This is a genomic window from Labrys monachus, assembly GCF_030814655.1.
Classification (GTDB): domain Bacteria; phylum Pseudomonadota; class Alphaproteobacteria; order Rhizobiales; family Labraceae; genus Labrys; species Labrys monacha.
Window position 1 is genome coordinate 5,184,396 of sequence record NZ_JAUSVK010000001.1, and the last position, 25,151, is coordinate 5,209,546.

Here is a 25,151-nt window from a genome sequence, read left to right on the forward strand (position 1 = left end):
TCGCCGAAAGGGCGCGGTGCCGTTCCTGCGGCCGGTGCCATCTTGTCAGGCGGTTGAGATGAATATTCTTCTGGTCGGCTCGGGAGGGCGGGAGCACGCTTTGGCCTGGGCGATTTCGGCGAGCCCCCTCTGCGACAGGCTGTTCGCCGCGCCGGGCAATCCCGGCATCGAGGAATGCGCGGTCTGCGTCGGCGTCGACGGCAGCGACCATGACGCGCTCATCGATTTCTGCCACGCCAATGCCATCGACTTCGTGGTGATCGGCCCCGAGCTGCCGCTGGTGGCCGGCCTCGTCGACGATCTCGCCGCGGCGGGCATCAAGGCGTTCGGGCCGTCGCGCCAGGCGGCGCAGCTCGAAGGCTCCAAGGGCTATACCAAGGATCTGTGCCGCGAATTCGGCATCCCCACCGCCGATTACCGCCGCTTCACCGAAGCCGAGGCGGCGAAGGCCCATGTCCGCGCCGCCGGCGCGCCGATCGTCGTCAAGGCGGACGGGCTCGCTGCCGGCAAGGGCGTGGTGGTGGCGCAGACGGTCGAGGAGGCTGAGGCCGCGCTCGACGCGATCTTCGCCGGCGCCGTGGGCGCATCGGGCCCCGAAGCGGTGGTCGAGGCCTTCCTCGAAGGGGAGGAAGCGAGCTTCTTCGCTCTGTGCGACGGCAAGGACGCCATCGCCCTGGCCTCGGCGCAGGACCACAAGCGCGTCTTCGAGGGGGATCTCGGCCCCAATACCGGCGGCATGGGCGCCTATTCCCCCGCGCCGGTGATGACCGCGGCGATGGAGGAACGCGTCATGGCCGAGATCATCCGGCCGACCATCCGCGCCATGGCGGCGCGCGGCACGCCATTCAAGGGCGTGCTGTTCGCCGGCCTGATGATCACCAAGGACGGCCCGGAGCTGATCGAATACAATGTCCGCTTCGGCGATCCCGAGGCCCAGGTGCTGATGCCGCGGCTGCGGTCCGATATCCTGCCGGCGCTGATCGCCTCGGCCGACGGCGTGCTCGCCAATGTCTCGCTGCGCTGGAAGAGCGAGGCGGCGCTGTGCGTGGTGATGGCGGCCCAGGGTTATCCGGGCCCGGTGGCCAAGGGATCGGAAATCCGCAACCTCGCCAAGGCCGCCTCGATCGACGACGTGCTGGTGTTCCATGCCGGCACCAGGCGCAGCGGCGACCGCATCCTCGCCGACGGAGGCCGCGTGCTCGGCATCACCGCCACCGGCGCATCGGTCGCCGAGGCGCAGCACCGCGCCTATGAGGCGGTCGACCTCGTCGACTGGCCGGAAGGCTTCTGCCGCCGCGACATCGGCTGGCGGGCGGTCGGGCGCGGCTGACGGCGATGGGGGCAGCGCCCGCCGGCCCGACGGTCGCGCTCGCTCTGGGCGGCGGCGGGGCGCGGGGCCTTGCCCATGTCGCCATGCTGGAGGCCTTCGACGAGCTCGGGGTCAGGCCGGTCGCCCTCGCCGGCACCTCGATGGGCGCCATCTTCGCGGCGGCCTATGCCAGCGGCCTCAGCGCCGCCGAGATCCGCGAGCACACGCTCGCCTTGCTGGCCGACAGGCGCGGCCTGCGCGGCAAATTGCTCGCCGCCCGCAGCGGCCGCTTCGCCGATCTCTTCTCGCATATGGGAAATCCGGTGATGGTGGATGCGGAAGCCCTCTGCGACGCCTTCCTGCCCGAGGCGGTGGCGCAGGACTTCGCGCGCTGCACCATTCCGCTGACGGTGGTCGCCACCGATTTCCATGCGCGCCGGGAAAAGGTCTTCACCGCCGGCCCGCTGCGCCGCGCCGTCGCCGCCTCGATGGCGATCCCGGGCCTGGTGCGGCCGGTGACCATCGGCTCCGACGTGCTGATCGACGGCGCCACCACCAACCCGCTGCCGATCGACCACATCGCCGGCAAGGCCGACATCCTGGTCGGCATCGACGTGACGGGCGCGGGCTCCTCCCCGCGCTCCGAGGGCCCGCCCGGCGCCTGGGCGGCGCTGTTCGGCGCACTGCAGATCATGCAGGCCGCCATCATCGAGGAAAAGATGCTGCGCCACCGCCCGGATATCCTGATCCGGCCGAATGTCGGCGCCTTCGGAGGCCTCGACTTCGCCCTGTCGAGCGCCATATTCCGCCTGGCGCGGCCGGCCAAGGACGAGTTGAAGCGCCGGCTGGCCGCCCTGCTGGAGCGGAGATGATGACTTTCAACGCTCGCCCTCACGGTCTATGGAAGAGGCGGCCTCCATCCTCGAAAGGCTTCGACTTGCCTCAAACGCCCCGTCTCCTCAGCGGCCTCCGCGACATCGCGCCGGCCTATGACCTCGTCTTCTGCGACATATGGGGGGTCATCCATAACGGGCGCGCCGTCTTCCCCGGCGTCGCCGAGGCGCTCGCCGCCTACCGCAAGGGCGGCGGCACTGTGGTGCTGGTCTCCAACGCGCCGCGCCCGGCCGAATCGGTGGTGCCGCAGCTCGACGGCCTCGGCCTGCCGCGCAGCACCTGGGACGCCATCGTCACCTCCGGCGACGTCACGCGCTCGCATATCGGCGCCGTCGCCGCTCAGAAGATCTTCCATCTCGGGCCCGATCGCGACCGGCCGCTCTTCCACGGCTTCGACATCGCCTTCGCCGGCCCCGCCGATGCCGAAATCGTCGTCTGCACCGGCCTGTTCGACGACACCACCGAGACGCCCGAGACCTACCGGCCGATGCTGGAGGCCCTGCTCGCCCGCAAGGTGCCGATGATCTGCGCCAATCCGGACCTGGTGGTCGACCGCGGCGGCATCATGATCTACTGCGCCGGCGCCATCGCCGAGGCCTATCGCGCCATCGGCGGCGAGGCGATCATCTGCGGCAAGCCGTTCAAGCCGATCTACGACGCCGCCTTCGCGGTCGCCGCCACCATCCGGGGCGGCCCGACGCCGCCGGAGCGAACGCTCGCCATCGGCGATTCCGTGCGCACCGACCTCACGGGCGCGGCGGCGATCGGCTGCGGCGCGCTGTTCATCGCCAGCGGCATCCACGCCCTGGAGGCGGGCCATGGCGACGGCGCGGTCGATCCCGTGGCGCTCGCCGCCTTCCTGCGCGACAAGGGCGTCGTTCCCGACGCGGTGATGCCGCGCCTGATCTGGTAAATGGGACCATCATGGCTTTTGAGCAATTCCTCGATCCCGTCAGCCTGCCTGCCCATCTTCACGGCGCCGCCGTGGCGATCGGCAATTTCGACGGCGTCCATCGCGGGCATCAGGCGGTGATCGAGGCGGCCGAAGCGCTCGCCAGGGGCATGCAGGCCCGGGAGACGCAGGCCGGTCCGCCGCAACCCGTGCCGACGCCGCCCCAGCCGGGAGCACCGCACCGGCACCGGCCGGCGATCGCCCTCAGCTTCGAGCCGCATCCCCGCCGCCTGTTCCGTCCGGACGAGACGCTGTTCCGCCTGACGCCGCCCGCCCTGAAGGCCCTCCTCCTGGAGCGCGCCGGCCTCGCGGCGCTCGTCACCCTCACCTTCGACCGCGCGCTCGCCAACATGACGGCGGAGGATTTCCTCGAGGAGCTGGTGGTCCGCCGCCTCGGCGCCCACGCCATCGCCGTCGGCTATGATTTCCATTTCGGCAAGGACCGCCGCGGCACGCCGGAATTCCTGGTCCGGCACGGCCGCACGCTCGGGCTCGACATCGCCATCGTCGCGCCGACCCGCGACGCCGGCGAGGCCGTGTCCTCCTCCGCCATCCGCCGGGCGCTCGGCGAAGGCAACATCATCAGGGCGAACCGGCTGCTCGGCCATGAATGGTCGGTGCTCGGCACCGTCGTGCACGGGGAAAAGCGCGGGCGCGAGCTCGGCTTTCCCACCGCCAACATGGCGCTCGACCCCGATTGCGGCCTCGCCCACGGCATTTACGCGGTGCGAACCGTCGTCGACGGCGTCGTCCGCCCGGGCGTCGCCAGCTTCGGTCGCCGCCCGACCTTCGACAACGGCCCGCCCCTGCTCGAAACCTATCTGTTCGATTTCGGCGGCGACCTCTACGGCAAGACCCTCGAAATCACCTTCGTCGGCTGGATCCGCGGCGAGGAGAAGTTCGATTCGATCGACGCGCTGGTGGCGCGGATGAACGAGGACAGCCGGCTGGCACGAGAGATGACGGCCCGGGGATGAGGGCGGGCAGGGGCAAGCGGGCACTGGAGGGAAGCTGGAAAGTTCTACGACGAAGATGACGAGCGATCGTAAGTCGCCGAAAAAATCGTGTCGGCCAACCACCGCCTGAAATCTGGATTGTCGCTGAATTGTTTGAACAGCTCCGTATCGTCCTTCATCAACCCGACGATAACGCTCCCCAGCGCCCGGTCGTGCTCGATCCGCGCATTCTGCTTGTCGGAATTTTGCTTCGCGTTGCGGTATGCGGCGTTCGCGGCCACCTTGTCCGGAATTTCGGTGGCGATTAATCGTCGGATGCGGTCGGCGTCTTCCCAGGTGACATTCCCGAACAGGTCGTTGAAACTTTGAATGATATGGGACAACCGATCGAGTTCCGGTTCTGATCTGCCGCCGCCGCCATCGGCGGCAACAGGGTCGATCTCCACATCCTGATCAGCCAATTGCACGTGCCGGGCGGCCAGTTTCTCGACCCGGTAGCTATCGATGTCGATCGCTTCGAGAATGCCCTTCGAAAGATCCTCTTCGCGGGGCGCGGGCAATTTCGGGATCAGGAAATTCAGGAAGATCGAAAGCTTTTCCCAGTTCGCGCTCGTAAAGGGCAGAATCGATGAAAGGAAGGCGTAGGTTCGGGCAAAGGCCTTTGCCTTTCCCTTGAAATCGACCTGTCCGCTCTCGTCCAGATCCGCATTATAGACCGCCACGCATGCGTCCAGTATCGGGTCCAGCCGATCGCGATCGGCACCAGCAAGATAGAGTTCGACAAGCTGGTCTACCTGGGACGGCCGATAGACCTCGCATCTCTTCAGCGCCGTTTCGAGATCGTGCAGCCGGTTGGGGTCGGTCTCGTCACTGAGGAGGGTCGTGCGGTAGAAGGTCTCGAAAGATGCCCGTATGGTGTCGGCATCGTTCATGAAGTCGAGCACGAAGGTGTCGTACTTCTGGGGATGCGCCCGATTCAGCCTCGAAAGCGTTTGTACCGCCTTGATGCCGGAGAGAGCTTTGTCGACATACATCGTATGAAGCAAGGGCTGATCGTAGCCTGTCTGGAACTTGTCTGCGCAGATGAGGAGCCGATACGGGTCCTTCTCGATCCGATCGACGATGTCCGCCGACGGGAAACCATTCAGGCCAGCTTCCGTGACCTTGGCTCCGCCGACCTCATGTTCGCCCGAGAATGCGACGATGGCGCGGTAAGGGCTCTTGCGTTCGACGAGGTAAGCGGTGATCGCCCGGAAATACTGGACGGCCCGCTCGATGCCGGAGGTCACCACCATGGCACGAGCTTGGCCGGCGATCTTGTTGAGTGCCAGCACCTGCTCATGGAAGTGATCCACCATGATCTCCGCCTTGAGGCGGATCGCATGGTCGTTGCTTTCGACATAGCGGCGCAGCTTCTTCGTGGCGCGCTTGGTGTCGAACTCTGGGTCCGCCTCGACGGTCTTGACCAGCCGGTAATAGCTGTTGACCGGCGTGTAATAACGAAGCACGTCGAGGATGAAACCCTCCTGGATCGCCTGCTTCATGGTGTAGCTGTGGAAAGGGCGATGCTTGACCTTGTCGCCTTCGGGACAGGATTCGCCGAATATCTCAAGCGTCTTGTTCTTCGGCGTTGCGGTGAAGGCGAAATAGCTCGCGTTGGGGAGCATCTTGCGCCGCTCCATGATCGCGTTGATCCTGTCCTCGACGGTCTCGTCTTCGTCCCCATCATCCGCCCCGGTCAGGGCGGCGTTCAATGCGGCGGCAGCCTTGCCGCCCTGGCTGGAATGGGCCTCGTCGATGATGATCGCGAAACGCCGGTCCTTATGCTGGGTACCGATGTCATTCAGGATGAAGGGGAATTTCTGGACCGTCGTGATGATGATCTTCTTCCCATCGGCGATGAAGTGCCGGAGATCGCCGGAATGCTCGGCATGCCCCACCGTCGCGCCTACCTGGGCAAACTGTTTGATGGTGTCGCGGATCTGATGATCGAGTATCCGCCGATCGGTTACGACGATCACTGAATCAAACACCTGGGCCGCGTCATTGGCGAGGCGGACCAACTGATGTGCCAGCCATGCAATCGAGTTTGACTTTCCCGAGCCGGCGGAATGCTGGATCAGCACGCGCCGACCGGCGCCCTTCGACCGGGCGTCGGCCAGCAGCTTGCGGACGACATCGAGCTGGTGGAAGCGCGGGAAGAGCTGATCGCGCTTTGCCTTGCCGGTCTTGGCGTCCTTGCGCTCGATGAACTGCGCATAGTTTTCGATGATATCGGTCAGCCCCAACGGCGTCAGGATGTCCTTCCAGAGGTAGTCCGTCTTCAAGCCGTTCGGATTGGGCGGATTGCCGGCGCCGTCGTTCCAGCCTTTGTTGAAGGGCAGGAACCAGGATGCTTTGCCTCTGAGATGCGTGCAGAACATCACCTGGGCGTCGTCCACGGCGAAATGCACCATGCACCGGCCGAATTCGAACAGCTTCTCGCGCGGGTCGCGGTCGCGCTTGTATTGCTCGACTGCGTCCTCGACGGTCTGCTTGGTCAGGTTGTTCTTGAGTTCGAACGTCGCCACGGGCAGGCCGTTGATGAACAGCGCCAGATCCAGCGCGTGGGCGGTATCATCCCGGCTGTAGCGAAGCTGGCGCGTGACGGAGAAGCGGTTCAGCGCAAAGCGCTCGGCGGCTTTCGAATTGCCCGGTGACGGAGTGCCGTAGAACAGGTCCAAATCGTATTGGCCATGCTTGATGCCATGTCGCAGCACGTCGATCACGCCGCGTCTGCCGATCTCGCCTTGCAGGCGGGCGAGAGCTTTCTGGCGTATCGGGCCGTCGTTATCGAGATCGAGCGCCGGAAGCATGAGCGGTTGCGCCGCCGCGACAAAGGCGCGCAGTTGGACAAGATCGATAGTCCATGCCCGATCATAGGCCTTCGGATCGCCCAGGAGCCAATTGTGCAGCCCGACGAAAGGCTCCGGCTCCTCGGAAAAGCCGACGCCGGCCGAGACCACCGCGCGGCCCGTCATGTCGGCGACGATGAGAGCTTCCAGGCCCTTTTCCGACGTATCGGTTTTCATGCCGCCGCCAGCCACCCATTCATACGAAGGGTCTCGAAGGCGATCCCGATCTGACGCGGCGAGAAGCGCTTCTTGCGCTCGTTCCAGGCATAGACCTTTGCCGCTGCATCTTCCGGGTCGGTCGCGTTCTCACGCGTCGCGACCCAATGGACGGTCGCCAGCAATTCAAGCCCGAACGGCGTCTCGAACCCCTCGACCAGCCTGCCCACCCGATCGAAGCGGCCGCGCGTGTCGCTGTCTTCCGCCAAGAAGGCTTCGGCGTCCCGCACGGCCCCCGGAACCAGCTCAAGCTGCTTGTCGGGTGCGTCGCCGCCATCGTGATATCCGGACACGAGATGCCCTTCGATCTTCGTCAGGACATGGCGCAGATTGTCGGCATAGGGGCCGTAATGGTGTTTGACGTAGTTCAGCCGAAGCGGTTCGCCGGCCTCCTGCATGAAATACATCAGCTTCTGGACCTCGATCAACGTCACGAACGGGTCCATCAGGCCGCCGAGATAGCGATTCATCAGCACGACCAGCGCGGCGCGGCCGGGCGTCATGTTCGGCACTTCGCGCGACTTCGTCGCTACCGGCACACTGCTCGGCTCGAAGATGACGGCGTGGAGATCGTTGAACCCGCGCAGCGCCGCCTCGATGCGGGGTCGCACCTCTGCCCAGTTCAGCCCGCCGAGGCCGCTGCCGAGCGGCGGGATGGCGATGGAGCGGATGCCGCGATTGCGAATTTCTTCCACCAGCGCCTTCAGACCGGAGTCGATGTCCTCCATCCGGCTCTTGCCCTTCCAATGGCGTTTGGTGGGGAAGTTGATGATGAGCTTCGGATTGCCCAGGGTGCGGGTCTCGAAAACGAACATCCTGCCCGGCTGCACCTCCTCCCGCACGCAGGCGGCTTCATAGGCTCTGAAGTTCGCGGGAAAGGCATTCTTGAATTGAAGGGCGATGCCGCGGCCCATGACGCCGACGCAATTGACGGTGTTGACCAGCGCTTCCGCGTCGGCCCGCAAGATGTCTCCGGTCGTGAATTCGATCATCGCCATCTCCCTTCAGTAGTACCAGTCCCGCTTGATCTCGATCACCGGCCGATATGTCGTCCCCTGCATGGCGTTCACCACCCTGGACACGATGGCCTGGGAATGCACGCCGATACGCTCGACAAGGTGCCAGGGAAACGAACGCTCGACCAGAAACTCGGCCTGCTTGGCTTCCTTGACATCCGCCGGACGGAAATCGGAAGCCGCGACGGCGTCCCAGTTGATCTCGCCCAACTGCGCCAACTCCGCGCGGAATTGGGTATAGAAAGCCCCCGCGTTCGACAGCGAGAACGCCCAGCGCCGCCCGCTCGCCGCCGCCCATTGCACGACGCCATGCAGATCGGCCTCCAGATGGACGATCGGCTGCTGGCCGCCTTGGTAGGCAAGTTCTGGATGGTTCGCGCAATGGATGACATAGAGCATGATCGATCGAGAACAGAAATAGAATGGCACGCAATCACCAACGTGCAGTCCTTGGTGGCAGGAGACAGGAAGGCCAAGGCGGCGCTGCTTGATATTTCCCATGCCGATGACCGTGCCGCCCTGCCGCTGAACCATCACCGCGTCCGACCACAGGCAGCCCTCCGCGATGATCGACGCGAGGTTGTCGACATGGACGATGTGGTAGACTTTCGGGTGGGCCGGAACGGGCATGGTCAGGCGGCCACCTCCTCGTTCTCGGTATCGTCGATTGCTTCGTCGAGGTCGTCGCCCTCGGTCAGATCGTCGACGAGCTCAATCTCGGCAATCTCGGGCAGGCGGGCCGCGGCGGCGCGGACATCGAGCTTGCCGGTGACGACATCGGCGATCAGGCGCGTGCGGAATTCCTGGATGAGGGCGATTTCGTGCTCAAACGCGGAAATAGAGTCTGAAATTTGACGGGTGGCTTTATCAATCCAATCCGCAATGTTGTCTTGCATTTCTACAGGCGGTAGAAGGACTATATAATTTTTGACATCACCTAGAGACAGGCCTTGCTTCGTTCCCCCATACATCGACAGGGTGCCATGGGCTTGCCCGACCGGCGATAGTAATACATATCCAATCCAACGAGCGTTCACCTGGGGAATGAGCCGGCAGCAAGCGACATGCTGGCTGACGTAGGCCTCCCCAATGTCATCGGGCACAATCGCCACCGACCCGATATAAGCTGTGATGGAGAGCAGCAGGTCACCGGCCGACGTTCGCGTGCGTGCCGCTTCACCGAGTTCGGCGGCGGGCAGTGCTAGGCGTACAACGTCGTCAAAACGAAGATGAAGGCCTGTTCGAGACAAATTGGCGATTCGAATAAACAAAGGGCCTTGATCTGCGGCATAGCGCGACCAACCGCGCGAGCCACTCGTAATGCTTCGGCTTATGTTGCGGAGCCTCTTCACCTCCCACCCCTCCGGCACATCGCCCAGCCAGGGAACGCCCGATGGTTTGAGTTTGGCGTTCGGGTCGAGACCGCGAGTGACGGCGCGGTGGATGATCGCCTGCTTCTGCTCGTTCAGCAGCGCGATGATCTTCTTCTTGGCGCGGACCAGCTTCGCCGTCTGCGCCCCATGCCAATCCAGAAACCGCACGATCAGCCGCTGTTCGTCGAGCTGGGGCTGAATGAAAGGAATATCGAGAAAGTCCGGCGGGTAGAGGCGCAGCCTGGATGTCGTAATGCCGCGCGAACTGCGCACGTACTCGGCCCGATACACATCCGTCCGAAGCAGGTAATCGAGAAACCTGGGTTCAAAATGGGCCGAGCTTCGAGGCCGATAAACCCCATAGGCTGGGCTTACAATACCGATCTGTCGGGTGATACCGAGAGCCGCCATCCATGCCCACATCGTGTTCACCACGATGTCCCCCGGCCGGCAGACCTTGTGGCCCTCGTAGCTCTCAGCCATGAACATCGTGACGTTCTTCAGGCTGCGAGGGGTCACACCGGTCTTGTGCGAAACCGAAAGCAATTCCTCGTCGCCCTGCTCGGATCTGTCATCGACCTCACGGAAAGCGTATTTCGCGCGGTGAACATCCCAACCGACGGGCACTTCACCGAGCCAATCCACGCCACTCGGCTTCATCTCAGGATAGGGGCGCAACCCATCGATCATCGCCCAACCCCGATGATGTCGGCCATCAGCCCCTCGGTCTCGCGCTCCAACGCCAGAATATCGGCGCGGATCGCCTCCAGCGGGCGCAGAGGTTGCGGCTTGTAGAAATAGCGGGTGAAGCTGATCTCGTAGCCGATCGTGGTCTTGGCCTCGTCGATCCAGGCGTCCGGCGCGTGCGGCAGCACCTCGCGGCGGATGAACGCCTCGATCCCGCCGGGCTCCTTGAGCGGCACCGTCTCGGTGTCGCGCAGATCGCTGTCGGGCTCATATTCCACCACGCAGCGCTTGCCGCCGATCGTCACAGGGAACAGCCCGCGCAGCGGATCGGCTGTCACTTTGCCGGGCTTGTGAACGCGCCGGATGACAGGCTTGCCATCCTCCGATATCCGTCCCTCCTCCTTCAGCGCCTTGATCTCTTTCGGCGCATAGGCGCGAGTCGCGTCGATTCCCGTGGCGCGCAAGGGCCGCTCGACCGTCACCTTCCAGTAGCCGTATTCGGCATTGTCGAAGATGCGCGACTGCTCCGTCTCCTCGAACGCCAGGAACGTCTCGACGATGCGCCCGATGTCGGCGTCGGCCAGTTCGCAGTTCTTCTTGCCGAGATTCTTGCGCAGCGGCTTGAACCACGCCGTTGCGTCGATGAGTTGCACCTTGCCGCGCCGATGGCCCGGCTTGCGGTTGCTCAGCACCCAGACATAGGTGGCGATGCCGGTGTTGTAGAACATGTTCAGCGGCAGCGCGACGATGGCTTCCAGCCAGTCGTTCTCGATGATCCAGCGCCGCACATTGCTTTCGCCGCTGCCGGCGTCACCGGTGAACAGCGACGAGCCGTTGTGGACCTCCGCGATGCGGCTTCCGAGTGGCGTGCTGTGCTTCATCTTCGACAGCATGTTCGCAAGGAACAGCATCTGCCCGTCGCTGGAACGCGTGACGAGGCTGTATTCGGCATCGCCCGCATGGTCGATGACGAAGCGCGGGTCGCGTATCCCCGCCTTGCCGCCCATGCGCTCCTGGTCGCTCTTCCAGCTCTTGCCATAGGGCGGATTGGACAGCATGAAATCGAATTCGCGCGAGGGGAATGCGTCGTTCGCCAGCGTCGACCATTCCGGCCCGCCGACGATATTGTCGGCCTCTTCGCCCTCGCCCTTCAGCAGCAGATCGGCCTTGGCGATGGCGTAGGTTTCGGCGTTGATCTCCTGCCCGAACAGATGGGTCGAGACCTCCTTGCCGTGCTGCTCGGCGAGTTCGTTCAGCGTTTCTTCGGCCACTGTCAGCATGCCGCCGGTGCCGCAGGCGCCGTCATAGAGCAGGTAGGTGCCCGAGGTGAGGCGATCCGCGATCGGCACAAAGATCAGCCGCGCCATCAGCTTGACCGCGTCGCGGGGGGTCCAGTGCTCGCCGGCCTCTTCGTTGTTGGCCTCGTTGAAGCGCCGGACCAGTTCCTCGAACATCGTGCCCATGGCGTGGTTGTCGAGACCGGGATGCTTCACCGAACCGTCGCCGTTCAGCACGGGCTTGGGACCGAGGTTGATCGACGAATCGAGGAATTTCTCGATCAGGGTCCCCAGAACGTCCGCCTTGGAAAGCTTCGGGACCTGGTTGCGGAACTCGAAATTGTCGAGAATCTCCTGAACATTCGGCGAGAAACCATCCAGATAGGCTTCGAAATCCGCCTTCAATTGTGCCTGGCTCGAGCGGTTGCGCAGGTCGCGGAGCGTGAAGCGGGAGGTGTTGTAGAAGGCCTGTCCGGCCGCCTGCCGAAGGGCGGCGTCCTGGTTCGTAATCCCTGCCTTGTCGAGACTGGCTTTCATCGACAGGACGGCCTGCTTGGTAGGTTCGAGTACGGCGTCGAGCCGGCGGAGCACGGTCATCGGCAGGATCACGTCGCGATATTTGCCGCGCACATAGAGGTCCCGGAGGGCGTCGTCGGCAATCCCCCAGATGAAGTTCGTGATCCAATTCAGATCGCCATTACTCATGCCTGCTCCCTACCTCAGCGGTGAACAGCGCGGCATCCGGACCCGCATCAACCACTACTGCCAATAAACATCCTTGCCGCGGGGACGACGAATCAGCCGTCAGCAACAGCGGCGCTCCTGGGCCTCCGCGCCGATCTGCTTTTAGGGCTGAATTCCACGGCGATCAAACTACTCTTTCGGGCGGAAAAGGATCAACGCCGCCAGACCGGCGCCCCTATCCGCAACGGTGTCCGAAACGCTCCCCTACCCCTCATGAAACCGGTTATACCGATAGGGCCTCGCCGCCTCGTTCTCCTCATGCCGCCTGAACCAGCCCTCCAGATGCGGCATCAGCCGCTCCGTCATCGCCCGGGCCGTGCGCTCGGCCGCGGTCGGCGGCGCCTCGAGCCGGGCGGCGATGTCAGCGAGGACGCCGTCGCGGTCGATCGAGATGACTTTTCCCGCCGCCACCACCTTGCGGCCGCCGACGAAGACGGTGTCGACCGCCTTCTGGCGGGCACGCAGCACCACGGCGTCGAGGAGGCCGGTGCGCGGGTCGAGCCAGGGGCGGGCGACGGCGCGCCAGTCGAGCAGCACGATGTCGGCGGCGCGTCCGGGGTCCAGCCGGCCGATGCGGCCGGCGAAACCGGTGGTGCCGGCGGCGTGCTCGGTCGCCATCTGGAACACCGCAGCGGGCGAGAGACGCGGCCCCCACAGCGAGGCGCCGCGATGGAGCGCCCAGACGAGGCCCATCTCGGTGAGCATGTTGCGGTCGTCGTCGATGTTCGACTGGTCGATGCCGAGCGCGACGCGGATGCCGCGCTTCGTCATCTCCGTCACCGGCGCAATGCCGCTGGCAAGCCGCAGGCCCGAGCTCGCATTGTGGCAGACCTGGCAGCCATGGCCGGCGAGGAGGTCGAGGTCGTCCGGGCTCACCCAGATGCCGTGGCCGAGCGTCAGGTCCGGCCCGAGACAGCCGAGGCGGTGGAGATGGCCGATGGCCGAGCAGCCGGTGCGGCGGCGGGCGAAATCGGCCTGGCGCTCGGTCTCGACCAGATGCATGTGGACCTTGGCGCCGTGGCGGCGCGCCGTGTCGAAGATCGCCTCCAGGCAGGCATCGGAGCACCAATGCAGATTGGCGGGCGCGAGCTGCAGACGGACGCCGTCGGCGTCGCGTGCGCGCCAGCGCCGGGCGGCGGCCTCGAAGAAGGCCATGAAGCGGGCGATCGGCGGCTGGCTCGCCGCGATCTCGGCCCGGACATGCGCCGCGAGGTCGTCCGGCAGGCCGGCGAGGAACGTGGCGTCGTCCTCATAGGTCAGCTGGTTGCGGTCGCGGATCATGAACGACCAGGAGACCCGCATGCCGATGTCCCTGTAGGACGTGATCACCTCGTCGGCGGTCGCCTCCCAGGCGCTTTCCGGCCCGCTGAGACCGCTCTGGATGTGCTGGACGGCGGTGGTGCCGCTCTCCAGCATCTCGATGGCGGCATAGAGCGTGTCGAGCCGCTGGCCGATGCGCCGCATGCCGCGGAAATGCGGCAGCCAGAGCTCGAGCGGCGCGAACGGCACGCCCATCATCAGCGGCGTCAGGCCGAAATGGTGGTGGCCGTTGACGAGGCCCGGCATCGCCACGGTGTCCGGCCCGCCCTCGACCGGCAGATCCGGATGGGCCGCAATCATCGCGCCGGCCTCGCCGATGGCCGCGACGGCGCCGTCGACGACGTGGATCGCCGCATCCTCGACGATCTCCGCCTCGCCGGCCGCGTCGACGCCGCGGATCACCGCCCGGGCGCGGATGAGGAAGGGGCCGTGCTGCGCCGTCATGCTCGTCTCCTGATGCGGTCCGGTGTGGGGGGAAGGTCGAGAGCGAGGCCCGACCTTGGCATTGCCAGACTCGTCCCGGCAATGCCAAGGTCGGCCTTCCGCCAAACACGCCTGCCCGGATTTTCCGCCTCCCGCATCCTTGATCCGGCCGACCGCCTATACAAGAATGGCCGGACATCCCTCCGCTCCGGCTGGCACCCTTGCTCCCCTTCCCGCCCCGTCCCGATCTCGTCGACCTGGCCCTGCACCGGGCGATCCTCGGCGCCGCGCTCGAAGGCCGTGCGCGCGGGGAAGAGGCCGCCGGCAGCCGGCGGGACGAGCGCGCCAGGAGGAGGCAGAGAGGATGAAGCCCGTCGACGAGGGTGGCGCGACGCACCATCATTTCGATTTCAACGCGCTGTCGGCGCGCGACCGCTATAAGCTGCTGATCGGCACGGTGATCCCGCGCCCGATCGCCTTCGTCACCACGGTGGACGAGAAGGGGCGCGTCAATGCAGCGCCGTTCAGCTTCTTCAACGTGCTCTCGGCCGACCCGGCCCTCGTCGCCATCGGTGTCGAGAACCATGCCGACATGCGCTTCAAGGACACCGGACACAATATCCGCATGACCGAGGAATTCACCGTCAACATCGTCGACGACGCCATGGTCGAGGCGATGAATGTGTGCGCGGTGCCGTTCGCGCCTGGGGTGGACGAGCTCGCCATGGCGGGGCTGACCGCCATTCCCGGCACCCATGTCGCCTGCCCGCGCATCGCCGAGGCGCCCGCCTCGCTGGAATGCCGCCGCCACATGACGCTGGAGGTCGGCAAGTCGCGCGAGATCGTGTTCGGGCTGGTGCTCGGCTGCTTCGTGCGGGCCGGCGCCGTCGATCCGCTTACCAAGCATGTCGACCAGCGCGGCATGGACGCCATCGGACGCCTGGGCGGCCACGGCTATGCCCGCATCCGCGACCAGTTCGACCTGCCGACGATGTCGGTGGCGGAATGGGAGCAGCGGCAGGCCGGGGAACGGGAGGACCGATAGGCGCCCGCTTGGCGCCGGCCCGCATTTCACGGGAGCGATGAGGCGGGTGGCCGTCCCGAGCGAACCGAAGGTCCGATCTCCCGGGGCTATTTGCGGCCCGCTTGGATTGGGGGCATCCCGCCGAGAACAAGGGCGGACGAGACGTCCGCGCTCCCGGGAAGTGTGCCGGCGCGGAGCCTCGGCTATTCCGCCGCCTTCGGCAGGCGCTCGCCGTAGCGGCGGGTCGGCTTGTCGAAGCCATAGGCGGTGCCGTCTTTGTGGACGACCTCGTCCTCCCACGGCAGGCGGTAGCGGCCGGCCGCCAGGTCCGTCATATAGGTGTAGGGGCAGTCGCCCGCTCCGCCCGCCACCGCCGTCAGGCCGCGATGGCCGAACTGGTAGATGTTGTTCTCCACCGCCCAATATTTCCGCGCCTCGCGCACGAGATCCGGCCGGACCTCGGCGGTGATGATCTCGTCTGGCCGCCCAGAGGTGCCGTGCGCGATGACGGAACCGTCGAAATTCACCACCATGCCCTCGCCCATCGAATCGAAGGCGCCGTCGGAACCGCTCATGCACACGCTGGCGGTGACCATCAGGTTGCAGAAGGCATTGGCCTGGTTGGTGAAGCGCCAGGCCTCGCGCATCGGCGCGGTGTAGCCGGCCGTGCGCAGCATGATCTCGGCGCCCTTGTAGGCGCATTCGCGCGCCATCTCCGGGAACATGCCGTCATGACAGATGATCAGCGCGATCTTCGCGCCCTTGGGGCCGGTCACCACGGGAATGCCGATATCGCCCGGCTCCCACGGCTCGACCGGCACCCAGGGGTGGAACTTGCGGTAATAGAGCTTGATCTCGCCCTGGTCGTCGATGATCAGCCCGGAATTATAGGGGTAGCCGCCGGGGTTGAGCTCCATGATCGAGAAGCAGCCCCAGATGCGGTTGTCGATGCAGGCCTGCCTGAAGGCGGCGACTTCGGGTCCGTCGAGCGAGCACATGATCGCCGGCGAAGTGTCCATCGAAAGCCCGTGCAGCGCATATTCGGGGAAGACGACGAGATCCATCGTCGCCATGTTGGCCCGCGCCTTGCCAACGAGGCCGACGATACGCTCGGTCTGGCGGGCAAGATCCGCCGGCGTCTTCACCACCGGCAGCTGCAGCTGCACCAGTCCGATGACGACGCCTTCCGGCGCCTTGTTCAACCCACCCAATCCGTTCATCGCGCGCCTCCTGCGGTTCGTCGTTCGGTGCGTCCAAGCAATTGTCGTGCCGGCGGCCCCATCGACAAATCCCGGCACCGGCGGCAGAATGGCGGCATGACGCTGCGCCTGCCCCAGAACATCTCCGGCCTGTCAACCCGCACCGCCGTTGACGTCATGGCGGCCGAGATCCGGGTGGAGAAGGCGATCTCCCTCGAACGGACGGGCGAGGCGGCCGGCAAGGCCGTGGCGGCGCTCAAGGCGGCGGCGCCTTCGGATCCGGAACGGCCGCGCCTGCTCGCCGAGGCGGCCGAGGCCGTCTGGGGCTATTTCATCCAGCGCGAGCTGATGGGACAGGGCTCGCATGCCGCCGTGATCCGCGACATGGGCATCCCGCGCGAGGTGATCGCGCGGCTCGGCGCAAGGCCGAAGACAGAGTAGGCTGCAGGCGGCCGCTCGGCGCCACCTTGCCGCGAAAGAGCGCCGGAAAGGGAGGCTTCATGGCCGATGCGGATGCGATCATCGTGGGCGCCGGTCTCGCCGGGCTCGTCGCGGCAACGGAACTGGCGCAGGCCGGCAGGCGGGTGATCGTGCTCGACCAGGAGCCGCGCCAGTCACTCGGCGGGCAGGCCTTCTGGTCGCTCGGCGGGCTGTTCCTGGTCGACAGCCCCGAGCAGCGCCGCCTCGGCATCCGCGACAGCCACGACCTCGCTGTGCAGGACTGGCTCGGTGCCGCCGGCTTCGACCGCGCCGAGGATTACTGGCCCCGGCGCTGGGCCGAGGCCTATCTCGCCTTCGCCGCCGGCGAGAAGCGCGCCTGGCTCCGGGCGATGGGCCACCGCATCTTCCCGGTGGTCGGCTGGGCCGAACGCGGCGGCAATTCGGTGCCGCGTTTCCATCTCACCTGGGGCACCGGACCGGGACTGCTCGAGCCCTTCGAAAGGCGGGCGCTGGAGGCCGAGGGCAAGGGCCTGATCGCGTTCCGCTTCCGCCATCGCGTCGACCGGCTGCTGACGGCCGGCGGCGCCGTGGAGGGCGTCGAGGGCGCGGTCCTGGCGCCGAGCGAGGCGGCCCGCGGCGTCGCCACCTCCCGGGAGAGGGGCGGCGACTTCGTGCTGCGCGCACCGGCCGTGATCGTCGCCAGCGGCGGCATCGGCGGCAATTTCGACCTGGTGCGGCACCACTGGCCCGAGCGCCTCGGCCGGCCGCCGTCGGCGATGGTCTCGGGGGTGCCGGCCCATGTCGACGGGCGCATGCTGGGCATCGCCGAGGACGCCGGCGCCCGGCCGATCAACCGCGACCGCATGTGGCACTACACGGAGGGGGTGAGGAACTGGGCGCCGATCTGGCCGGACCACGGCATCCGCATTCTGCCGGGCCCCTCTCCGCTCTGGCTCGACGCGCGCGGTCGCCGCCTGCCGGGACCGCTCTATCCGGGCTGCGACACGCTGGCGACGCTCGCGCATCTGCGCGGGACCAGCTTCGACCATTCCTGGTTCGTCCTCACCCAGAGTATCATCCGCAAGGAATTCGCGCTGTCGGGCTCCGAGCAGAACCCGGACCTCACCAACCGCGACTGGCTGCTGACGCTGCGCCGCGCCCTCGGCCGCCGGGCGACCGGCCCGGTCGAGGCCTTCAAGCGGCACGGCGAGGATTTCGTCGTGCGCGACGACCTCGACGGCCTGGTGGCGGGCATGAACGCGCTCGCCGGCGAGCCCCTCCTCGACGCCGCCGCCGTGCGGCGCGAGGTCGAGATGCGGGACCGCTCCGCCGTCAACGCCTTCGGCAAGGACGGCCAGATCATCGGCATCCGCCATGCGAGACGCTATGTCGGCGACCGGCTGGTACGCACGGCCAAGCCCCATGCCCTGCTCGACCCCGCCCACGGCCCGTTGATCGCCGTGCGCCTTCATATCCTCACCCGCAAGACCCTCGGCGGCCTGGAGACCGACCTCGACGGCCGCGTGTTCGGGCAGGACCTCGCCGTCATCCCCGGACTTTACGCCGCCGGCGAGGCATCGGGCTTCGGCGGCGGGGGCATGCACGGCTATCGCGCGCTCGAAGGCTCCTTCCTCGGCGGCTGCCTGTTCTCCGGCCGGCAGGCGGGGCGGGCGGTGGCGCGAACGGTCTGACGGGGCGTGCCGACGATATTTTCCGGATTCGGTCGGAGACGCCCGACAATTTGAAACTCGGCGCATCACCCGCTTTATCCCGCCGCGATACCCTGCTATTCACCCCGCATGACATACGCGTCGCGCATATTGCGAATTATCGTCCCGGCTTTCGCGTGCGGGCTCGCCTGAGCTCCGCGGAAGGTCCGGGTTTGCGCCGCTTTTCCCCGTTCGCCTCGACAGGCTTTTCACGATGACCGACGTCACGACCCCCAGCGAAGCCGAGGGCTTCGACTATTCCAAGACCCTGTTCCTGCCGCAGACCAGCTTTCCGATGCGCGGCGGGCTGCCGCAGAAGGAGCCGGAGATCCTGGCGCGCTGGCAGAAGGCCGGCCTCTACCGTCGCCTGCGCGAAAGCGCAGCCGGACGGCCGAAATTCGTGCTGCATGACGGCCCCCCCTATGCAAACGGCAACATCCATATCGGCCATGCGCTCAACAAGATCCTGAAGGATCTCGTCACGCGCTCGCAGCAGATGCTCGGCTTCGATTCCAATTATGTGCCGGGCTGGGACTGCCACGGCCTGCCGATCGAATGGAAGATCGAGGAACAGTACCGCGCCAAGGGCCTCAACAAGGACGAGGTGCCGCTGATCGAGTTCCGCCAGGAATGCCGCGCCTTCGCCGAGCACTGGCTTTCGGTGCAGCGCGAGGAGTTCAAGCGCCTCGGCATCGAGGGCGACTGGGAGCATCCCTACGCCACCATGGCCTTCCCGGCCGAGGCGCAGATCGCGCGCGAGATCATGAAGTTCGCGATGACGGACCAGCTCTATCGCGGTTCGAAGCCGGTGATGTGGAGCGTGGTCGAGAAGACCTCGCTGGCCGAGGCCGAGGTCGAATATGAGGACCACACCTCCGATACGGTGTGGGTGAAGTTCCCGATCATCGGCGGGGCGCGCCGCAGCGAGGTCGCCGCCGCCGCAGTGGTGATCTGGACCACGACGCCCTGGACCCTGCCGGGCAACCGCGCCATCGCCTTTTCGAGCCGCATCGCCTACGGGCTCTACCGCGTCACCGAAGCGCCGGAAGACAATTGGGCGAAGCCCGGGGACACCTTCATCCTCGCCGACAGGTTGACCAAGGACGTGTTCCAGAGCGCGAAGGTCACCGGCTATGAGCGCCTCGACGTCGTCGCGCCAACGGAACTCGCCGACCTCATCGCCGCCCATCCCCTGCACGGCTATGATCCCGGCTACGGCTTCCAGGTGCCGCTGCTCGACGGCGACCACGTCACCGACGACGCCGGCACCGGCTTCGTGCATACCGCTCCCGGCCATGGCCGCGAGGACTTCGACCTGTGGATGGCCCGCAGCCGTGACCTCCACACCCGCGGCATCGACACCCACATCCCCTACACCGTGGATGGCGACGGCTTCTACACGAAGGAGGCGCCGGGCTTTGCGGGCAAGCGCGTCCTCACCGACAAGGGCGACAAGGGCGACGCCAACGACGCCGTGATCAAGGCGCTGATCTCGCAGGGCAACCTCGTGGCGCGCGGTCGGCTCAAGCACCAATATCCGCATTCCTGGCGCTCGAAGAAGCCGGTGATCTTCCGCAACACGCCGCAATGGTTCATCGCGATGGACAAGCCCCTCGGGGACGGGTCCACGCTGCGCACGCGGGCACTCCACGCCATCGCCGCGACGCAATGGGTGCCGGCGGCGGGCGAGAACCGCATCAACGGCATGATCGCCAACCGGCCCGACTGGGTGGTCTCGCGCCAGCGCGCCTGGGGCGTGCCGATCGCCGTATTCATGCGCGAGAAGGCCGGCGGGGGCGTCGAGATCCTCAAGGACGAGGCGATCAACGAAGCCATCGCCAGTGCCTTCGAAGCGGAAGGCGCCGATGCCTGGTACAAGGAGGGTGCCGCCGAGCGCTTCCTCGGCGCCCGGGCCGGCGAAGGCTGGACCAAGGTGGACGACATCCTCGACGTCTGGTTCGATTCGGGTTCCACCCATGCCTTCACCCTGGAGGATCCCGTGCACTTCCCGGGCCTCGCCGGCATTCGCCGCAAGATCGAGGGCGGCACCGACACGGTGATGTATCTGGAAGGCTCGGACCAGCATCGCGGCTGGTTCCACTCCTCGCTCCTCGAAAGCTGCGGCACGCGCGGCCGCGCGCCCTACGACGTCGTCGTCACCCATGGCTTCACGCTCGACGAACGCGGGCGCAAGATGTCGAAGTCGATCGGCAACACGGTGGCGCCGCAGGACATCATCAAGCGCTCCGGGGCCGACATCCTGCGGCTCTGGGTGGCGACGACGGATTATTGGGACGATCAGCGCATCGGGCCGGAGATCCTCAAGACCGCTGAGGACAATTACCGCAAGCTGCGCAACACCCTGCGCTGGATGCTGGGCACGCTGGCGCATTTCGAGCCCGGCGAGGCCGTGCCCTTCGCCGACATGCCGGAACTCGAGAGGCTGATGCTGCACCGCCTCGCCGAGCTGGCGCCGCAGGTCAAGGCGGCCTATGCCGGCTACGACTACAAGCGCGTGGTGTCGCTGCTCGCCGCCTTCATGACGTCGGAACTCTCCGCCTTCTATTTCGACGTCCGCAAGGATGCGCTCTATTGCGACCCGGCCTCCTCGGTCCGCCGGCGGGCTTCGCTGACGGTGGTCGACAGCCTGTTCACCGCACTCGTCACCTGGCTCGCGCCGATCCTGTGCTTCACGGCCGAGGAAGCCTGGACGTCGCGGTTCGGCGAGGCGGGCTCGGTGCATCTGGAGCCGTTGGCCCCGGCCGACCCGCATTGGCGCGACCCGGCGCTCGAGACCAAATGGGACGTGATCAAGCGCGTCCGGCGCGTCGTCACCGGCGCGCTGGAGCAGGAGCGCGCGGCCAAGCGCATCGGCGCCCCGCTCGAAGCCGCGCCGACGGTGTTCGTGGCTGACGCGGTGACGCTGCGCCTGCTGAAGAGCGTGGAGTTCGACGACGTCTGCATCGTCTCGGGCCTCACGCTGGTGGAGGGCGAGGGCCCGGCCGAGGCGTTCCGCCTCGACGGCGTCGAGGGTGTCGCCGTCGTTCCCGCCAAGGCCGGCGGCATCAAATGCGCCCGGTCCTGGCGCTATTTCGATCCCGCCACCGCCGACCCGGCCTTCCCGGACCTGACCCCGCGCGACGCCGCCGCCATGCGGGAATGGCAAAGCGCCGCGGGAGAGCGGTGAACGATGCCCGCTCCGTTCCAGGGACGCTCTCTGACGCTCGGCCTTGCGGTGGCGGTCCTGTCCGCCATCGCCGACCAGGTCCACAAATATTGGTCGCTGCACGTCTTCGACATCGCCAATAACGGGCCGCTCGACTGGACGCCGTTCCTGCGCATCGTGCTGGTGTGGAATCGCGGAGTGTCCTACGGCCTGTTCCAGCAGAACAGCGAGTTCGGGCGCTGGGCGCTGATCTCGTTCCGGCTGTTCGCCGTGCTGCTGCTGGTGGTCTGGCTCGCCAGGATCACGTCGCGGACGGGGGCGGTCGCCATCGGGCTTATCATCGGCGGGGCCATCGGCAACGGCATCGACGGCGTGCTCTACGGGGCCGTCGCCGACTTCTTCCTCTTCCATGTCGGGACGTTCGAATGGTACGTCTTCAACGTGGCCGATATCGCCATCGTTGCAGGCGTGGCCCTCCTGCTGTATGACGTTGTGCTCAACAAGGATCCGGGGACGACCCGTTCCTAGAGCGGATTGCGCTTCCATCGAATCGTAATTTTTCTCTAACTTGTTGTTCTGACGCATTTTCTCGATCGAAAAGTCGATCGGCTTTTCTGGAAAATGCATGGAGCGCGTTGCGATTTGACGGAATCGGTAAAAATCGCAAAGACGCAAAGATCAAAGAGGCCGGGGCGAAGGGCATTTCCACGGAAATGCGGTTTGCCCCGGGACGTGACCGGCCCCGGCCGGGCGCGGCAATGTTCCGAGTTCCCTATTTGCGCATGATTTCGCCCCAAAACTCTGCGATTTTCGAGATCATGCACCAGCACTCTTACAACAATCGGGATCGATGATGCGGACGAAGATTTGGATGGGTTTGGCTGCCGCGACCATGCTGGCGACCACCGCCCCTGTCGGCGCGGCGCAGGCGCAGTCCCTCGGCCAGAACCTGTTTCAGAAGATGTTCGGCACGACCGGCGCCAATCCGGAAATAAATTATTCCGAGCGCGCTCCGCTGGTAATGCCGAACCGGCGCGACCTGCAGTCGCCGGGAAAGGCCAAGAGCGCCGAGAACGACCCGAACTGGCCGGACGATCCGGACGAGAAGAAGCGCCGGCAGGCTGACCTGCCCGAGCCGCGCGTCTCCCCCAACGGCAACAATCTGCTGTCGTCGGAAGAAATGAAGGCGGGCACGCTGCGGCATGCGAGCGCCGAGGAATCCTTCCGCTCGACGGATAGCCGTGAAGTGGAGCATGATTCCCGTCCGCTGAAGCCGAGCGAGCTCCAGAAGCGTCTGAATTTCGGCCCGAATTCGGACAATACACCGCTGGCGCCGGGGCAGGAGCCGCCCCGTCATTCGCTGACCGACCCGCCTACCGGCTATCGTGCCCCGCTCGCCTCGGCGCCGCTCAACGGCGACGAGCCCCTGCCCTCGGAAGCGGGCCAGGACAAGCCGTGGTATGAGCGCCTGTGGCGCACCTCGAACAATCATTGACGGAAGGCGCCGGCGTCCAGCCGGCCTGAGAGCCCTCGTGCTGCAGGGATGGAGCGGACAACCCCTGCATCGCGTTTCGGACCGGCCATTGGAAAGTGGCGGCCGAGAGGGATAAAGATCCGTCACCCGCCGGATCCGGCGATCCTGCGGGTTCTTCGCCGTCGTTCCGAAGGCATGCGCACATCGATAGGACGGCGTGCCTTCGGTCCCTTGACCGACGGCTGTCGCCGCAATCCAGCCTATCGCCGCCCGAACAGCGCCTCGATGTCGGTGAGCTTCAAGGTCACATAGGTCGGCCGGCCATGATTGCACTGGCCGGAATTGGGCGTCACTTCCATTTCGCGCAGCAACGCATCCATCTCGGCCGGCAGGAGCCGCCGTCCGGCCCGCACCGAGCCGTGGCAGGCCATGGTGGCGGCGACATGGTCGAGCCGGCGTTCCAGCACGATTTCCGAACCCCATTCGGCGAAGCCGTCGGCGAGATCGCGCACGAGCGCGGCAGGATCGGGCGTACCGAGCGCCGCCGGAACCGCGCGCACCAGCAGCGCGCCGGGGCCGAAGGGCTCGACCACCAGCCCGAGCGCCGCGAGGTCGCCGGCCGCCGCCGCCAGCCTCTCGACATCGGCCGGATCGAGGTCCACCACGTCCGGGATCAGCAGAAGCTGCGAGCGGGTGCCCGCCGCCGCGCGCTCCCGCTTCAGCCGCTCATAGACGAGGCGCTCATGCGCGGCGTGCTGGTCGACGATGACCACGCCGTCGCGGGTCTGCGCGACGATATAGGTTTCGTGCAATTGCGTGCGGGCAGCGCCCAGAGGCCGGTCGAGACTGTCGGGCGGTGCCGGCGCAGCGCCGGCGCGCGCATCGGCGGAAGGCTGCACCAGCCCGTCGAAACCGACCTGCCGCGGCTCGGAAAGCCCCATCGGCAGGCTCGGTGCCGCCGGCGAGGCCCGCCAGTCCCAGTCCGCATCGGCCGGCCGCGAGACACTGCGGCCGAGCAGGCCGAGCGCGACCTGTGCATTGCCGGAGGAGGCGCGGCCCGATTCGCGCTCCAGCGCGGCGCGGATCGCCGAAACGATCAGGCCGCGCACGAGGCCGCCGTCGCGGAAGCGCACCTCGGCCTTGGCCGGATGCACGTTGACGTCGACGTCGCGCGAGGCGACCTCGAGGAACAATGCGAGGACCGGAAAACGATCCCGCGGCAGGTGGTCGGCATAGGCGCCGCGCACGGCGCCGAGCAGCAATTTGTCGCGCACCGGCCGGCCGTTGACGAACAGATATTGCTGCTGGCCGGTGCCGCGGTTGAAGGTCGGCAGGCCGATATGCCCGTGCAGCCGGGTATCGCCGCGCGCGGCGTCGATGGCGATGGCGTTGTCGATGAAATCGGCCCCGAGGATCGCGCCGAGGCGGGCCGGCCCCTCGTCCGCCGGCCATGTCGAGGGGGCGTGGTCCTCCCCCGCCAGGGTGAAGCCGATGCCCGGATGCGCCATGGCCAGGCGCTTGACGACATCGGCGATCGCCGCCGCTTCCGTGCGCTGGGTCTTGAGGAATTTGAGCCGCGCCGGCGTCGCGTAGAACAGGTCACGCACCTCGATGCGGGTGCCCTCGCCGATCGCGGCCGGGCGGATGGCCTGCTTGATACCGGCCTCGATAGTGATCGCCGAGCCGCCTTCACCCCCGCGCAACCGCGTCGTGATCGACAGGCGCGACACCGAGGCGATGGAGGGCAGGGCCTCGCCGCGAAAGCCGAGCGTGTCGATGGCGAGCAGATCCTCGGTCGGCAGCTTGGAGGTGGCGTGGCGTTCCACCGCCAGCGCCAGATCCTCCGCCGACATGCCGCTGCCGTCGTCGACGATGCGGATCAGGCGCTGCCCGCCCCCCTCCGTGACGATCTCGATACGGGACGCGCCGGCATCGATGGCGTTCTCGACCAGTTCCTTGACGGCGCTCGCCGGCCGCTCGACCACCTCGCCGGCAGCGATGCGGTCGATCAGGATCTGCGGAAGCGCGCGTATGGCCATGAAGCGAATCGTCCTCGGGGACGCCAAGATATCGCCCG

18 protein-coding genes are annotated in these 25,151 nt (G+C 66.5%); 10 read left to right on the forward strand and 8 right to left on the reverse strand.

What is annotated here, in order from left to right:
- Nucleotides 1–58: 58 nt before the first annotated feature.
- From purD to J3R73_RS23750, 4 genes are all read left to right on the forward strand, one after another.
- Nucleotides 59–1,330 (forward strand): phosphoribosylamine--glycine ligase, encoded by a 1,272-nt coding sequence (gene purD / locus J3R73_RS23735; protein WP_307433020.1) that lies wholly within the window; start codon nucleotides 59–61, stop codon nucleotides 1,328–1,330.
- A gap of 5 nt (nucleotides 1,331–1,335) precedes the next feature.
- Nucleotides 1,336–2,181 carry a patatin-like phospholipase family protein gene (locus J3R73_RS23740; RefSeq protein ID WP_307433023.1) on the forward strand — a complete coding sequence of 282 codons (846 nt, stop codon included), beginning with the start codon at nucleotides 1,336–1,338 and terminating at the stop codon, nucleotides 2,179–2,181.
- A gap of 65 nt (nucleotides 2,182–2,246) precedes the next feature.
- Complete coding sequence (locus J3R73_RS23745) at nucleotides 2,247–3,116, forward strand: TIGR01459 family HAD-type hydrolase (protein WP_307433026.1); 870 nt, start codon at nucleotides 2,247–2,249, stop codon at nucleotides 3,114–3,116.
- A gap of 11 nt (nucleotides 3,117–3,127) precedes the next feature.
- Complete coding sequence (locus tag J3R73_RS23750) at nucleotides 3,128–4,132, forward strand: bifunctional riboflavin kinase/FAD synthetase (RefSeq protein WP_307433029.1); 1,005 nt, start codon at nucleotides 3,128–3,130, stop codon at nucleotides 4,130–4,132.
- 44 nt (nucleotides 4,133–4,176) lie between these two features.
- Here J3R73_RS23750 and J3R73_RS23755 read toward each other — a convergent pair whose 3' ends face one another.
- The 6 genes from J3R73_RS23755 to J3R73_RS23780 form a co-directional block, all read right to left on the reverse strand.
- Entirely contained in the window at nucleotides 4,177–7,182 is a 3,006-nt protein-coding gene (locus J3R73_RS23755; RefSeq protein ID WP_307433032.1) for a type I restriction endonuclease subunit R, read from the reverse strand.
- On the reverse strand, nucleotides 7,179–8,219 hold the full coding sequence (gene darG / locus J3R73_RS23760) for a type II toxin-antitoxin system antitoxin DNA ADP-ribosyl glycohydrolase DarG (RefSeq protein WP_307433036.1): 1,041 nt from the start codon (nucleotides 8,217–8,219) through the stop codon (nucleotides 7,179–7,181). Before darG ends, J3R73_RS23755 begins: the two co-directional genes overlap by 4 nt.
- 6 nt (nucleotides 8,220–8,225) lie before the next feature.
- Nucleotides 8,226–8,867, reverse strand: coding sequence for a type II toxin-antitoxin system toxin DNA ADP-ribosyl transferase DarT (darT, locus tag J3R73_RS23765; protein WP_307433039.1), 642 nt, complete (start codon nucleotides 8,865–8,867; stop codon nucleotides 8,226–8,228).
- Nucleotides 8,868–8,869: 2 nt separating this feature from the next.
- Nucleotides 8,870–10,300, reverse strand: a complete 1,431-nt coding sequence (locus J3R73_RS23770) for a restriction endonuclease subunit S (RefSeq protein ID WP_307433042.1) — start codon at nucleotides 10,298–10,300, stop codon at nucleotides 8,870–8,872.
- Nucleotides 10,297–12,279 (reverse strand): type I restriction-modification system subunit M, encoded by a 1,983-nt coding sequence (locus J3R73_RS23775; RefSeq protein ID WP_307433045.1) that lies wholly within the window; start codon nucleotides 12,277–12,279, stop codon nucleotides 10,297–10,299. The genes J3R73_RS23770 and J3R73_RS23775 overlap by 4 nt, the downstream gene beginning before the upstream one ends.
- 243 nt (nucleotides 12,280–12,522) lie before the next feature.
- Nucleotides 12,523–14,082: an amidohydrolase family protein gene (locus J3R73_RS23780; RefSeq protein WP_307433048.1), complete on the reverse strand. Its 1,560-nt coding sequence runs from the start codon at nucleotides 14,080–14,082 to the stop codon at nucleotides 12,523–12,525.
- Between the two features lie 343 nt (nucleotides 14,083–14,425).
- Here J3R73_RS23780 and J3R73_RS23785 point away from each other — a divergent pair, with 343 nt between their 5' ends.
- On the forward strand, nucleotides 14,426–15,106 hold the full coding sequence (locus tag J3R73_RS23785) for a flavin reductase family protein (RefSeq protein WP_307433050.1): 681 nt from the start codon (nucleotides 14,426–14,428) through the stop codon (nucleotides 15,104–15,106).
- Between the two features lie 182 nt (nucleotides 15,107–15,288).
- Here the strand turns inward: J3R73_RS23785 and J3R73_RS23790 are convergent, their stop codons facing one another.
- Complete coding sequence (locus tag J3R73_RS23790; protein ID WP_307433053.1) at nucleotides 15,289–16,305, reverse strand: formamidase; 1,017 nt, start codon at nucleotides 16,303–16,305, stop codon at nucleotides 15,289–15,291.
- 96 nt (nucleotides 16,306–16,401) lie between these two features.
- Here J3R73_RS23790 and J3R73_RS23795 point away from each other — a divergent pair, with 96 nt between their 5' ends.
- The 5 genes from J3R73_RS23795 (at nucleotide 16,402) to J3R73_RS23815 (ending at nucleotide 23,095) form a co-directional block, all read left to right on the forward strand.
- On the forward strand, nucleotides 16,402–16,725 hold the full coding sequence (locus tag J3R73_RS23795) for a DUF6665 family protein (RefSeq protein ID WP_307433056.1): 324 nt from the start codon (nucleotides 16,402–16,404) through the stop codon (nucleotides 16,723–16,725).
- A gap of 59 nt (nucleotides 16,726–16,784) precedes the next feature.
- Nucleotides 16,785–18,416, forward strand: coding sequence for an FAD-binding dehydrogenase (locus J3R73_RS23800; RefSeq protein WP_307433059.1), 1,632 nt, complete (start codon nucleotides 16,785–16,787; stop codon nucleotides 18,414–18,416).
- A 232-nt stretch (nucleotides 18,417–18,648) separates the two neighbouring features.
- A complete protein-coding gene (gene ileS / locus J3R73_RS23805; RefSeq protein ID WP_307433063.1) occupies nucleotides 18,649–21,621 on the forward strand; it encodes an isoleucine--tRNA ligase in 2,973 nt (990 codons plus the stop codon).
- Nucleotides 21,622–21,624: 3 nt separating this feature from the next.
- Complete coding sequence (gene lspA / locus J3R73_RS23810; RefSeq protein WP_307433066.1) at nucleotides 21,625–22,128, forward strand: signal peptidase II; 504 nt, start codon at nucleotides 21,625–21,627, stop codon at nucleotides 22,126–22,128.
- A gap of 343 nt (nucleotides 22,129–22,471) precedes the next feature.
- Entirely contained in the window at nucleotides 22,472–23,095 is a 624-nt protein-coding gene (locus J3R73_RS23815; RefSeq protein WP_307433069.1) for a hypothetical protein, read from the forward strand.
- Nucleotides 23,096–23,334: 239 nt separating this feature from the next.
- On the opposite strand, the gene mutL is transcribed toward J3R73_RS23815, so the two are convergent.
- A complete protein-coding gene (gene mutL, locus J3R73_RS23820; RefSeq protein WP_307433072.1) occupies nucleotides 23,335–25,113 on the reverse strand; it encodes a DNA mismatch repair endonuclease MutL in 1,779 nt (592 codons plus the stop codon).
- Nucleotides 25,114–25,151: the final 38 nt, after the last annotated feature.

What these genes read in the sequence shown, in the direction of transcription:
- darG (WP_307433036.1), bottom strand. Translation starts at nt 8,219, where the DNA reads ATGGCGATGATCGAATTCACGACCGGAGACATCTTGCGGGCCGACGCG.
- J3R73_RS23750 (WP_307433029.1), top strand. Translation starts at nt 3,128, where the DNA reads ATGGCTTTTGAGCAATTCCTCGATCCCGTCAGCCTGCCTGCCCATCTT.
- purD (WP_307433020.1), top strand. Translation starts at nt 59, where the DNA reads ATGAATATTCTTCTGGTCGGCTCGGGAGGGCGGGAGCACGCTTTGGCC.
- J3R73_RS23790 (WP_307433053.1), bottom strand. Translation starts at nt 16,305, where the DNA reads ATGAACGGATTGGGTGGGTTGAACAAGGCGCCGGAAGGCGTCGTCATC.
- J3R73_RS23815 (WP_307433069.1), top strand. Translation starts at nt 22,472, where the DNA reads ATGGGTTTGGCTGCCGCGACCATGCTGGCGACCACCGCCCCTGTCGGC.
- J3R73_RS23775 (WP_307433045.1), bottom strand. Translation starts at nt 12,279, where the DNA reads ATGAGTAATGGCGATCTGAATTGGATCACGAACTTCATCTGGGGGATT.
- mutL (WP_307433072.1), bottom strand. Translation starts at nt 25,113, where the DNA reads ATGGCCATACGCGCGCTTCCGCAGATCCTGATCGACCGCATCGCTGCC.
- J3R73_RS23780 (WP_307433048.1), bottom strand. Translation starts at nt 14,082, where the DNA reads ATGACGGCGCAGCACGGCCCCTTCCTCATCCGCGCCCGGGCGGTGATC.
- darT (WP_307433039.1), bottom strand. Translation starts at nt 8,867, where the DNA reads ATGCCCGTTCCGGCCCACCCGAAAGTCTACCACATCGTCCATGTCGAC.
- J3R73_RS23755 (WP_307433032.1), bottom strand. Translation starts at nt 7,182, where the DNA reads ATGAAAACCGATACGTCGGAAAAGGGCCTGGAAGCTCTCATCGTCGCC.
- J3R73_RS23800 (WP_307433059.1), top strand. Translation starts at nt 16,785, where the DNA reads ATGGCCGATGCGGATGCGATCATCGTGGGCGCCGGTCTCGCCGGGCTC.
- ileS (WP_307433063.1), top strand. Translation starts at nt 18,649, where the DNA reads ATGACCGACGTCACGACCCCCAGCGAAGCCGAGGGCTTCGACTATTCC.
- J3R73_RS23740 (WP_307433023.1), top strand. Translation starts at nt 1,336, where the DNA reads ATGGGGGCAGCGCCCGCCGGCCCGACGGTCGCGCTCGCTCTGGGCGGC.
- J3R73_RS23770 (WP_307433042.1), bottom strand. Translation starts at nt 10,300, where the DNA reads ATGATCGATGGGTTGCGCCCCTATCCTGAGATGAAGCCGAGTGGCGTG.
- lspA (WP_307433066.1), top strand. Translation starts at nt 21,625, where the DNA reads ATGCCCGCTCCGTTCCAGGGACGCTCTCTGACGCTCGGCCTTGCGGTG.
- J3R73_RS23785 (WP_307433050.1), top strand. Translation starts at nt 14,426, where the DNA reads ATGAAGCCCGTCGACGAGGGTGGCGCGACGCACCATCATTTCGATTTC.
- J3R73_RS23795 (WP_307433056.1), top strand. Translation starts at nt 16,402, where the DNA reads ATGACGCTGCGCCTGCCCCAGAACATCTCCGGCCTGTCAACCCGCACC.